The following is a 12,443-nucleotide window of genomic DNA, read 5'->3' on the forward strand; positions in this document are numbered from 1 at the left end:
TCCCGCCCCTCGGCTTCGCTCGGAGCCTTCGTCGTCGTCCCACTGCGAGGAACTCGCATGGCCGCGGTCCGTTATCGAGGCGGACAAGGAGCATGATGATGCCAAGCGATGCCGCAGACCAGCAGCGTGGTCACCCCAGTCCCGCCGCACCGATCCGCAGCGGAAGGATGCCGACGCGTGACAACCCCGCCCCGCCTCTGCTGGTCGAGGGCCCGGAAGCCGTCCGCGATCCGCACTGCTGATCCCCAGTCATTCAGCAGGACTCTATCAAAACAAGAGCGCGGCGAAGTTGCTTTCGCCGCGCTCTCTTTTTGCCTGACCGCGGGTGCTATTCCTTCTTGTCGATGTTCCAGAAGATCGGCGTTGCCGGGCCGTCCAAGACGCCGCTCAGCGACTTGCGCCACACGCTCGGCCCCAGATACTGGCCGAGCGGAATATAGATCACCCGCTCATAGTTCAGCTTCTGGATCTCGGTTGCGATCTTCTTCTGCTCCTCCGGCGAGGACGAGCGCGCATAGGCGTCGCGCAGCTTCTCGATGTCGGCATCCTCGGCCCAGCCGAACCAGCCGCCCTTGGTGCCGCGCCCGCCGACCGAGACGTTGGCGACGGGATTGGCGACGTCGGCACCGACCCAGTTGGTGAAGAACATGTTCCAGCCGCCCTCCTTCACCGGCTTCTGGCTCGCACGCCGCGTCACCACGGTCTGCCAGTCCGTCGCCTGCAGGTCGACCTTGAAGCCGGCCTCGCGCAACAGCTGCGCGGCCACGATCGGCTGCGCCTTGAGCGCGACCACGTCGCCCGGCGCCATGATCGCGATCGGCGTGCCGTCATAACCGGACTCGGCGAGCGCCTTCTTCGCCTCCGCCATGCCGTTGCCCTTGATCAGGGTCTCAGCGCCGACATCGGTCTCCAGCGGCGTGCCGCAGACGAACACCGCGCCGCAGATCTTCTGATACTTGGGGTTGCCGACCAGCGCGTCGAGCACGTCCTTCTGGTTCATCGCCAGGAACGCCGCGCGGCGCACCTTCACATTGTCGAATGGCGGGTTGAGGAAGTTCATGCGGCCGAGCGTCTGGTAGCCGAGCTTGTTCAGCACGTCGATCTGGAGCTCGGGGTTCGCTTCCAGCACCGGCAGCAGCTCATAGGAAGGCGCCTCCATGAAGTCGATGTCGCCGGACTGCACAGCGTTCACCGCGGTCTGCGCATCCGCCATCGTGATCCACTCGACGCGGTCGACCTTCACGACCTTGCCGCCGGAGGTCCAGCTCGCCGGCTCCTTGCGCGGCACGTAGTCGGTGTTCTTCTCGTACACCGCCTTCACGCCAGGCTGGAATTCCGCCTTGACGAACTTGAACGGACCCGAGCCGATCTGCTCCGGAATCTGCTGGCCCTGCGGCGTCTCGGCGAGCCGCTTCGGCATCATGAACGGCACCAGCGACGACGGCTTGCCGATCGACTCCAGCACCAGGCCGTAGGGCTCCTTCAGTTTCAGTACGATGGTCTTGGCGTCCGGCGCCTCCAGGCTTGCCGTGAAGTCCATCAGCTTCTGGCCCATGCCGTCGTTGCGGCCCCAGCGCTTCAGCGAGGCGACACAGTCTTCCGCAGTGACCGGTGCACCGTCATGCCATTTCAGACCATCGCGCAGCGTGAAAGTGTAGGTCAGCTTGTCGTCGGAGACCTTCCAATCCGCCATCTGCGGCTGGATCTTGAAGTTCGAGTCCGTCGCCAGCAGCGTGTCGTAGACCATGTAGCCGTGGTCGCGGGTGATGTAGGCCGTCGTGAAGCCCGGATCGATCACGCGCAGGTCGGAATGCATCACGGCCGAGATGGTCTTTTTGCCGGCCGCGAGCGCCTGGGACATGAAACTTGGTAGCAACAGAACGGTGGACGCAACCAGCAGGGATGCGAGCGCGGTATGAGCCCGGCGCGGATGAAGTGACATGCGATCTCTCTTGACCTGACGGGGGTGAACAACCGTCTCGAGACGCGTCGAGACACGGGATCAGCCGAGCGTCGGACCCGGCGTTCCGCGGGCATCGGCTCAGCGTTCTTCCGCAAGCGAAGAGTTGCAACAGTTCCCGGGCGCGTCAATCGACTTTGCTGATCCGCATTGTCGCGCTTGCGCTCCGGTCTGAACCGAACATAGACCCGGTTACCGCTTGCTGTTCAGCCGTGGTGTCGAATTCCGGAATCCGGAACCGACGGGATGCGAAAGCTCGGGCCTGGCAGACATGAAAATGCGGCGGAGTTGCCTCCGCCGCATGGTTGCAATAGCCGCGTCGCACCCGCGCGCGTTACTCGCTCTTGTCGATGTTCCAGAAGATCGGCGTCGCCGGGCCGTCGAGCACGCCGGTCAGCGACTTGCGCCAGCCGCTCGGCAGCAGATACTGGCCGAGCGGAACGTAGATCACCTTCTCGTAGTTCTGCTTCTGGATCTCGGTGGCGATCTTCTTCTGCTCCTCCGCCGAGGCCGAGCGCGCATAGGCGTCGCGCAGCTTCTCGATCTCGGCATCCTCGGCCCAGCCGAACCAGCCGCCCTTGGTGCCGCGGCCGCCGATGGACACGTTCACCACCGGGTTGGCTACGTCGGCGCCGACCCAGTTGGTGAAGAACATGTTCCAGCCGCCCTCCTTCACCGGCTTCTGGCTCGCGCGCCGCGTCACCACGGTCTGCCAATCCGTCGCCTGCAGGTCGACCTTGAAGCCGGCCTCGCGCAACAATTGCGCCGCAACGACGGGCTGCGCCTTCAGCGTGGTGACGTCGCCCGGCGCCATGATCGCGATCGGCGTGCCGTCATAACCGGACTCGGCGAGCGCCTTCTTGGCCTCCGCCATGCCGTTGCCCTTGATCAGGGTCTCCGCACCGACATCGGTCTCCAGCGGCGTGCCGCACACGAACACCGCGCCGCACACCTTCTGGTACTTGGGATTGCCGACCAGCGCGTCGAGCACATCCTTCTGGTTCAGCGCCAGGAAAGCTGCGCGGCGTACCTTCACATTGTCGAACGGCGGATTCAGGAAGTTCATGCGGCCGAGCGTCTGGTAGCCGAACTTGTTCAGCACGTCGATCTTGAGGTCGGAGTTCGTCTCCAGCACCGGCAGCATGTCGTAGGGAAGATTCTCCATGAAATCGATGTCGCCGGCCTGCAGCGCGTTCACGGCCGTCTGCGGATCCGGCATCGTGATCCACTCGACGCGGTCGACCTTCACGACCTTGCCACCCGCAACCCAGCTCGCCGGCTCCTTGCGCGGCACGTAGTCGGTGTTCTTCTCGTACACCGCCTTCACGCCCGGCTGGAATTCCGCCTTGACGAACTTGAACGGGCCGGAGCCGATCTGCTCCGCAATCTGCTGGCCCTGCGGCGTCTCGGCGAGACGCTTCGGCATCATGAACGGCACCAGCGACGACGGCTTGCCGATCGACTCCAGCACGAGGCCGTAGGGTTCCTTCAACTTGAGCACGATGGTCTTGGCATCAGCAGCCTCCAGGCTGGCCGTGAAGTCCATCAGCTTCTGGCCCATGCCGTCATTGCGGCCCCAGCGCCTCAGCGAGGCGACGCAATCTTCCGCAGTGACCGGTGCACCGTCATGCCACTTGAGACCGTCGCGCAAGGTGAAGGTATAGGTCAGCTTGTCGTCGGAGACCTTCCAGTCCGCCATCTGCGGCTGAATCTTGAAGTTCGAATCGGTCGACAGCAGCGTGTCGTAGACCATATAGCCGTGGTCGCGGGTGATGTAGGCCGTGGTGAAGCCCGGGTCGATCACGCGCAGGTCGGAATGCATCACCGCCGTGATCGTCTTCTTGCCGGCAGCGATGGCTTGCGTGCTCAGCGCCGTCGAAAGCGACAGCATGGAGACGGCAAGGCTCGTGGCGAGCGTCAGGCGTTTCCAGCGCGGGGTGCGGAACATTTACGAGGTCTCCTGAAGGAATTGTGTTGACGCCAAACTGATCAGAACCCGATCATTCGTTGTGCGAGCCGGTCAATCCTTGTGCGAACTAACAGGCGCTCAGTCGTGAGCTTTCGACACTTGCATCGGTGGTCGTGCACGTCAATCCGCATTCGGCGCATGGCGCCAGTCGCGGAGGACGCCGTTAACGACTGCATAGCTTTCGCTTTACAAAACCCGTGCGACTCCGTCTCGTGCGATCCGATCGTGACAATTCCTTGAACAGAGAAGAGAGCAACATGAATCCTGCCAATCTCCCGTTCGATGCCGAGACCATGCTGCAGGGATTGCGCGGCTGGGTGGAATGCGAAAGTCCGACGTGGGACGCCGCCTCGGTCGAGCGCATGCTCGACCTCGCCGCACGCGACATGGCGATCATGGGTGCGACGATCGAGCGCATCGCCGGCCGGCAAGGATTCGCCGGCGGCGTGCGTGCCCGCTTCCCGCATCCGAAGCAGGGCGAGCCCGGCATCCTGATCGCCGGCCACATGGATACGGTGCACCCGGTCGGCACCCTGGCCAAGCTGCCCTGGCGCCGCGAGGGTAACAAATGTTATGGGCCCGGCATCTGCGACATGAAGGGCGGCAACTATCTCACGCTGGAGGCCATTCGCCAGCTGATCAAGGCCTCCGTCACGACACCGTTGCCGATCACGGTGCTGTTCACGCCCGACGAGGAGGTCGGCACGCCGTCGACCCGCGACATCATCGAAGCCGAGGCGCAGCGCAACAAATACGTGCTGGTGCCCGAGCCCGGCCGGCCCGACAACGGCGTGGTGACGGGACGCTACGCGATCGCCCGCTTCAATCTCGAAGCGATCGGCCGGCCGAGCCATGCCGGCGCGCGTCTGGCGTCCGGGCGTTCCGCAATCCGGGAAATGGCGCGGCAGATCCTCGCGATCGACGGCATGACGACGGAGGACTGCACGTTCTCGGTCGGCATCGTTCACGGCGGCCAATGGGTCAATTGCGTCGCCACCACCTGCACCGGCGAGGCGCTGAGCATGGCCAAGCGCCAGGCCGATCTCGATCGCGGCGTCGAGCGGATGCTGGCGCTGTCCGGCACCGCTGATGACGTGACGTTCAACGTCACGCGCGGCGTGACGCGGCCGGTGTGGGAGCCGGATTCCGGAACCATGGCGCTCTACGAGACGGCGCGCGGCATCGCCGAGCAACTGGGCATGTCGCTGCCGCACGGATCGGCCGGCGGCGGCTCCGACGGCAACTTCACTGGCGCGCTGGGCATCCCGACACTCGACGGCCTGGGCGTGCGTGGCACCGACATGCACACGCTGAACGAGCATATCGAGATCGACAGCCTCGTCGAACGCGGTCGCCTCATGGCCGGGCTGCTCGCAACGCTCACATAGGCCAGTCCTTGCTGTATGGGCGTAAAGTGGGCAAAGGCGCGGTCGTGCCGCTTCATACAAGCGAGATCGCTGTTGCGCCGTGCCCACCATCTCCAAGCAGTTTGTGCCGCGGGACGGTGGGCACGCTGCCGCCGGCGGCGGCTGCTTTGCCCACCCTACGGCAACGCGCTCAAACGCGCTGTTGCGCAGCAGCACGGTTTCATTTTCTGGGACCTGCGGAGCAAGTGGACACCACTCTCCAGCGCGCGCATGATGGCATGCGGCTTGCAAAGTCGCGGCGTGAAAGTTCGCTGCAAAGTTGCCGCGACATTGTACGCAAATGCGATGGATCGACGCGGCGGCGGCGGTCGCATCGTCGATGTGCAACAGCCGGCGAGCATGCGCCGGTGATCTTGAAAGCGCCGATGATCTTGAAAGCGAATGACAACGATGACATGCAAGCTCCCTCACGACACCACGTGCGCGACCCAAGCCCCATGAAGACGGTTCTATCAAGATGATCGGTTACCTGCTCCGCCGCATTCTCGCATCCATCCCCGTGATGGGCGTCGTGGCGCTGTTCGTCTTCCTGCTGCTGCGGCTCACACCCGGCGATCCCGCGGCGATTCTCGCCGGCGACAACGCGACGCCCGAACAGCTCGAACGCATCCGCACCACGCTCGGCCTGAACGAGCCGCTCTACATCCAGTTCTTCACCTGGATCAATCAGCTCCTGCATGGCGATCTCGGCGTGTCGCTGATCTCCAAGGTGCCGGTGCTGCAGATGATCGGCCAGCGCATCGAGCCGTCGATATCGGTGGCGCTTTCGACCATCATCCTGTCGATTCTCGTCGCCGTTCCGCTCGGCGTCATTGCGGCCTGGAAGCACGGCACCTGGATCGACCGCTTCGTGATGGCGCTTTCGGTGCTCGGCTTCTCGGTGCCGGTGTTCGTGATCGGCTACATCCTGATCCAGGTATTCGCGATCAATTTGCGCTGGGTGCCGGTGCAGGGCTTCAAGAGCCTGAGCGTCGGCTTCGGCCCGTTCTTCGAGCGCATCATCCTGCCGACCTGCGCGCTGTCCTTCATCTACGTCGCGCTGATCGCGCGCATGACGCGCGCCGCCATGCTCGACGTGCTCGGCGAGGATTTCGTGCGCACCGCCCGCGCCAAGGGCGTCAGCGAGATCGCAGTGCTGCTGCGCCATGCGCTGCGCAATGCTGCGGTGCCGGTGATCACCGTGATCGGCTCCGGCTTCGCGCTTCTCATCTCCGGCGTCGTGGTCACCGAGAGCGTGTTCAACCTGCCCGGCATCGGCCGACTGACGGTCGACGCCGTGCTGGCGCGCGACTATCCGGTCATCCAGGGCATGATCCTGCTGACCTCGTTCATCTATCTCGCGGTCAATCTGCTGATCGACCTCGCCTATACGATCCTCGATCCCCGCATCCGCTACTGAGGCCCAAATCCGATGGCAATCGTCACCACTCCCGAGCCGTCGATTCCAGTCACCACGCGACTGGGGCCTCGGTTCGGCTTCCTGACCTCGACGCCGATCATTGCGGTGGCCACCGTGTGCCTGTCGCTGATCGTGATCGTCTCGGTCCTGGCGCCGCTACTGGCGCCGCATGATCCGGTGCTGCTGGCGCCCTCGCAGCGGCTGAAGCCTTCGAGCGCGCAGTTCCTGCTAGGCACCGACGCCTATGGCCGTGACCTGTTGTCGCGCACGATCTATGGCGGCCGGATCTCGCTGCTGGTCGGGGTCGGCGCGGCGATCATCTCGATCGCGATCGGGCTGGTGATCGGCCTCGTCTCCGGCTTCTTCCGCTGGGTCGACGCCATCCTGATGCGGGTGATGGACGGCCTGATGGCGATCCCGAGCATCCTGCTCGCCATCGCCGTGGTGTCACTGTCGGGAGCCAGCGTCGGCACGGTCATGATCGCGATCACCATCGTCGAGATCCCGCGCGTCGCCCGCCTGGTTCGCTCGGTGGTGCTCACCGCGCGCGAGGAGCCGTATGTCGAAGCCGCGATTTCACTGGGCACCTCGATGCCCAAGATCATGTGGCGGCACCTGATGCCGAACACGATCGCGCCGCTGATCGTCCAAGGCACCTACATCTGCGCGGCGGCGATTCTCACCGAGGCGATCCTGTCCTTCCTCGGCGCCGGCATCAGCCCGGAGACGCCGACCTGGGGCAACATCATGGCCGAGGGCCGCTCCTACTTCCAGATCAAGCCGCAGCTTATCTTCTGGCCGGGCCTGTTGCTGTCGATCGCCATCCTGTCGATCAACCTGATCGGCGACGCCGCCCGCGACGCGCTCGACCCGCGCATGAAGCAGCGCGAGGCCGGCAAGTGACGGCACCGCTTAGCCCAGATGATCATCTCACTTTTCGTCATTGCGAGCGAAGCGAAGCAATCCAGGGCCACGCCCGCGACTCTGGATTGCTTCGTCGCTTCGCTCCTCGCAATGACGGCGGAGACCTGACCCAATGACCGACACCATCCTCGACATCGACAATCTCGTCGTCACCGTCGGCAAGACGAAGAACCCGAACGGTCCGCGCATCATCGATGGCGTATCGATCAAGGTCCAGAAAGGCGAGACGCTCTGCGTCGTCGGCGAAAGCGGCTCCGGCAAGTCGGTGACCTCGCTGACGACGATGGGCCTGTTGCCCAAGAACGCGCTGCATCCGGTCAGCGGCAGCGTCAAGCTGGTCGGCGAGGAGCTGCTGACCGCCAGCGATCGCCGCCTGCGTGAATTGCGCGCCACGCGGATGGCGATGATCTTCCAGGAGCCGATGACCGCGCTCAATCCGGTCGTGCCGGTCGGCCGCCAGATCGACGAGGTTTTGCGCGCACACACATCGCTCGACGCGCGGGCGCGGCGCAAGCGCATCCTCGACATGATGGAGCAGGTCCACCTGCCCGACGTCGAGCGCATCTTCGGCTCCTACCCGCACCGCCTGTCCGGCGGCCAGCGCCAGCGCATCATGATCGCGATGGCGCTGGTGCTCGAGCCGAAGCTTTTGATCGCCGACGAGCCGACCACGGCGCTCGACGTCACCACGCAGAAGCAGATCCTCTCGCTGATCCGCGAGCTGCAGCGCGACCACGGCACCGCCGTGCTGTTCATCACCCACGACATGGGCGTCGTCGCCGAGATCGCCGACCGCGTCTCGGTGATGCGGCAGGGCCGCCTGGTCGAAACCGGTGCGCTCGACAAGATCCTGCGCACGCCGGAGATGGACTACACGCGCAACCTGCTTGCCTCGGTGCCGAGCCTCATTCCGCGCCCGCCGCGGCCCGAGACCCAGGAGCCGGTGGTGCTGGAGGCCAACGATCTCGGCAAGGTCTATCGCGAGCGCTCGTTCCTCGGAAAGGCGCGCGAGGTCGTTGCCGCGCAGAACGTGACGCTCACGCTGCGCAAGGGCCGCACGCTCGGCATCGTCGGCGAAAGCGGCTCCGGCAAGTCCACCGTGGCGCGCTGCATCGTCCGCCTGATCGACCCGACCTCCGGCGGTGTCCGCCTCGCGGGTCACGAGATTTCGATCCTCACCCGCCGCCTGCTGCAGCCGCACCGCAAGCGCATCCAGATCGTGTTCCAGGACCCCTATCGCTCGCTCAATCCGCGACTGACCGTCGGCGAGAGCATCGCCGAGGGACCGGTCAACTATGGCACGTCGCACGCCAAGGCGATGGCGCGGGCGCGCGAGTTGCTCGAGCTGGTCGGCCTGCCGGCGGATGCGATCGGCCGCTATCCGCACCAGTTCTCCGGCGGCCAGCGCCAGCGCATCGCAATCGCCCGCGCTCTCGCGCTCGATCCCGATGTGCTGGTGGCCGACGAGGCCGTCTCCGCGCTCGACGTCTCCGTGCAGGCGCAGGTGCTGGAGCTGCTCGACGAGATCCAGCGCCGGCTCGGTATCGCCATCCTGTTCATCACCCACGACCTGCGCGTGGCCGCGCAGATCTGCGACGACGTCGTCGTGATGCAGAAGGGCCGCATCGTCGAGCAGGGTCCAGCCGGCGAGATCCTGACCCATCCGAAGGAGGCCTACACCAAGTCCCTGCTCGAAGCCGCACCCGGGCGGAACTGGGACTTTGCGAATTTTCGGCCGGTGTCGGACGCGGTGGCGTAACCGCCGCACCCACCGCCGTCATTCCGGGGCGTGCGCAGCACGAGCCCGGAATCCATACCCACAGGCCGATGTGGAGATTTCGGCTGGTCGACGCGCGTGCCTCTCCAACAGCCACCTGTGGTTATGGATTCCGGGCTCATCGCTGCGCGATGCCCCGGAATGACGCGGGGTGATAGCTGGACCAGACCGGCGCGCCGTCATCTTGGCCCGCATGCAAAACGGCATCGCTCCTTCGCTTGCTTGCGCAGCAAGGGCCGGTCTAACGTCATGCAAAGTCAACGGCCCGAGGCGGAGTGATGACGCGCGTCGCGATTGGCGGCTTCCTGCACGAGACCAATACATTCGCACCGACGAAAGCTGACTACGACGACTTCATGCATGGCGGCGGCCGCGCCTCGATCGCCGATGCGGCGAGCGTGATGACGACGATGCGCGGCATCAATGCCGGCCAGGCCGGCTTCATCGCAGTCGCAGAAGCCAACGGCTGGGACATCGTTCCCAGCATCGCCTGCGCGGCAAGCCCGTCGGCGCATGTCACCAGGGATGCGTTCGAGCGCATCACAAGCGTGATGGTTGACCGCATCAGGGACGCCGGCCCGCTCGACGGCGTCTATCTCGACCTGCACGGCGCGATGGTGACCGAGCATCTCGACGATGGCGAAGGCGAGATTCTCGCCCGCGTACGCCAGGTGATCGGCCCGAACGTGCCGCTGGTCGCGAGCCTCGATCTGCACGCCAACGTCACGCCCGAGATGATGGCGCATGCCGACGCGCTGATCGCCTATCGCAAATATCCGCACACCGACATGGCCGACACCGGCCGCGCATGCGCCGCGCATCTGGCGCTGCTGCTGGGAGCGACAGAGCCGCTGGCGAAAGCCTTCCGGCAGCTGCCGTTCCTGATCCCCATCAGTTGGCAATGCACCAACGACCAGCCGACCAAAGGCATCTACGAGAGGCTCGCTGCGTTACAGAGCGAGTCCGTGCCGACGCTATCGTTCGCACCGGGTTTTCCCGCGGCCGACTTCGCGCATTGCAGTCCTAGCGTGTTCGCCTATGGCCGTACGCAGGCGGATGCGGATGCTGCAGCGGATGCGATCGCGGCCGTCGTGACGGGCCACGAGCATGATTTCGACGGCCGCATCTACACGCCGGACGAAGGTGTGCGCCATGCGATGACACTGGCCAAGACTGCGACGCGCCCGATCGTGATCGCCGACACCCAGGACAATCCCGGCGCCGGCGGCGATTCCGATACCATGGGCATGCTGCGCGCATTGGTGCGCAACCGCGCGAGCCGCGCCGCGATCGGTATGATCTACGATCCGCAGGCGGCGCTCGCGGCCCATTCCGCCGGCGAAGGCGCGACGGTGACGCTGTCGTTGGGCGGCAAGAGCGGCATTCCCGGCGATGCGCCGTTCGAAGAGAGCTTCATCGTCGAGAAGATCTCCGACGGCCGCTTCGTCGCACCGGGTCCGTTCTATGGCGGCCGCAAGATGGAGATGGGACCGTCAGCGTGCTTGCGCATCGGCGACGTCAGGGTCGTCGTGGCCTCGCACAAATCTCAGCTCGCCGACCAGGAGATGTACCGCTTCGTCGGCATCGAGCCGACTGAGCAGGCGATCCTCGTCAACAAGAGCTCGGTGCATTTCCGCGCCGACTTCGAACCAATCGCCGAGACACTCCTGATCTGCGCCGCACCGGGCGCGATGCCTGCCGATCCCTCCACCCTGCCCTGGACCCGCCTGCGCCCGGGTATCCGCCTCAAGCCGAACGGCCCTGCGTTCACAGCTTAAACCTCTTAACGGAAACGGACCCATGCCCACCATCGATCGCATCCAAGGTTACGCCGACGAGCTCACCGCCATCCGCCGCGACCTGCACGCGCATCCCGAGATCGGCTTCGAGGAAACGCGTACCTCCGGCATCGTGGCCGAGAAGCTCACGCAATGGGGCATCGAGGTGCATCGCGGGCTCGGCGGCACCGGGGTGATCGGCGTGCTCAAGGGCAAGGGTGAAGGCAGCAAGAAGATCGGCCTGCGCGCCGACATGGACGCGCTGCCGATGGAGGAAAACACCAACTTGCCGTGGCGCTCGACCATTCCCGGCCGCTTCCACGGCTGCGGCCATGACGGCCACACCACCATGCTACTCGGCACCGCGCGGTATCTCGCCGAGACGCGCAATTTCGACGGCACCGTGCATTTCATCTTCCAGCCGGCCGAGGAAGGCCTCGGCGGCGCGCGGGCGATGATCAAGGACGGGCTGTTCCAGAAATTCCCCTGCGACGAGCTCTACGGCCTGCACAATGCGCCCGACCTCGAGCACGGCGAGATCGCCATCCTGCCGGGTCCGGCGATGGCCGGCGCCGACTTCTTCGATATCAGAATCTCCGGCTATGGCGCCCATGGCGCGATGCCGGAACGCTCGAAGGACGCGGTGGTGATCGCGACCAGCGTGGCACAGGCGATCCAGACCATCGTCAGCCGCAACGTCGATCCGCTGCAGGCCGCCGTGGTCTCGATCACCCAGATCCATGCCGGCTCGGCCTACAACGTCATTCCCGGCGATGCCTGGCTGTGCGGCACCGTGCGCGCCTTCTCGGATAGCGTGCGCGCGCTGGTGCGCGAGCGCATGCGCGCGATCTGCGCCGGCATGGCGGCGGCGTTCAACTGCGAGATCGACGTCGACATCCGCGACACGTTCAGCGTGCTGGTGAACCAGGAGGAGCAGTCCAAGGTCGTCGAGGACGTTGCGCGCACCGTGGTGGAGCCGTCCAAGGTGCTGACGCGCTCGACGCCGAAGATGGGCAGCGAGGATTTCGCCGACATGCTGCAGACCATCCCAGGCGCCTATTTCTGGGTCGGCCATGACGGCTCGGTGCCGGTGCACAATCCCGGCTACGTCCTCGACGACAAGATCCTGCCGATCGGCGCCAGCATGTTCGCGCGCATCATCGAGACCCGCCTGCCGGCAGCCTAGCGCTGATCGACGTCGATGGCGGG

At 65.2% G+C, this 12,443-nt stretch carries 8 protein-coding genes; 6 read left to right on the forward strand and 2 right to left on the reverse strand.

The genetic code is table 11. The annotated features are described in order from the left end of the window. Window positions 1-328: 328 nt before the first annotated feature. Complete coding sequence (locus ACQR1I_RS11815) at window positions 329-1,942, reverse strand: ABC transporter substrate-binding protein (RefSeq protein ID WP_434864763.1); 1,614 nt, start codon at window positions 1,940-1,942, stop codon at window positions 329-331. Window positions 1,943-2,294: 352 nt separating this feature from the next. Next, a complete protein-coding gene (locus tag ACQR1I_RS11820) occupies window positions 2,295-3,908 on the reverse strand; it encodes an ABC transporter substrate-binding protein (RefSeq protein WP_434864764.1) in 1,614 nt (537 codons plus the stop codon). A 278-nt stretch (window positions 3,909-4,186) separates the two neighbouring features. Here ACQR1I_RS11820 and ACQR1I_RS11825 point away from each other — a divergent pair, with 278 nt between their 5' ends. The 6 genes from ACQR1I_RS11825 to ACQR1I_RS11850 all read left to right on the forward strand — a co-directional run bounded on the left by ACQR1I_RS11825 (window position 4,187) and on the right by ACQR1I_RS11850 (window position 12,420). Continuing rightward, window positions 4,187-5,317 (forward strand): M20/M25/M40 family metallo-hydrolase, encoded by a 1,131-nt coding sequence (locus ACQR1I_RS11825; RefSeq protein WP_434864765.1) that lies wholly within the window; start codon window positions 4,187-4,189, stop codon window positions 5,315-5,317. A gap of 496 nt (window positions 5,318-5,813) precedes the next feature. Further along, window positions 5,814-6,755, forward strand: coding sequence for an ABC transporter permease (locus ACQR1I_RS11830; protein ID WP_434864766.1), 942 nt, complete (start codon window positions 5,814-5,816; stop codon window positions 6,753-6,755). 12 nt (window positions 6,756-6,767) lie between these two features. Beyond that, window positions 6,768-7,658 carry an ABC transporter permease gene (locus tag ACQR1I_RS11835; protein WP_434864767.1) on the forward strand — a complete coding sequence of 297 codons (891 nt, stop codon included), beginning with the start codon at window positions 6,768-6,770 and terminating at the stop codon, window positions 7,656-7,658. 133 nt (window positions 7,659-7,791) lie between these two features. Further along, entirely contained in the window at window positions 7,792-9,438 is a 1,647-nt protein-coding gene (locus ACQR1I_RS11840) for an ABC transporter ATP-binding protein (protein ID WP_434864768.1), read from the forward strand. Window positions 9,439-9,734: 296 nt separating this feature from the next. Next, the gene (locus ACQR1I_RS11845) at window positions 9,735-11,234 is read left to right on the forward strand and encodes a M81 family metallopeptidase (RefSeq protein WP_434864769.1); all 1,500 of its coding nucleotides are present in this window, start codon (window positions 9,735-9,737) and stop codon (window positions 11,232-11,234) included. 22 nt (window positions 11,235-11,256) lie between these two features. Next, window positions 11,257-12,420 carry a M20 aminoacylase family protein gene (locus tag ACQR1I_RS11850; RefSeq protein ID WP_434864770.1) on the forward strand — a complete coding sequence of 388 codons (1,164 nt, stop codon included), beginning with the start codon at window positions 11,257-11,259 and terminating at the stop codon, window positions 12,418-12,420. Window positions 12,421-12,443 lie beyond the last annotated feature (23 nt).

It is taken from the genome of Bradyrhizobium sp. HKCCYLS2038, assembly GCF_051167655.1.
In the GTDB taxonomy this organism is placed as follows: Bacteria; Pseudomonadota; Alphaproteobacteria; order Rhizobiales; family Xanthobacteraceae; genus Bradyrhizobium.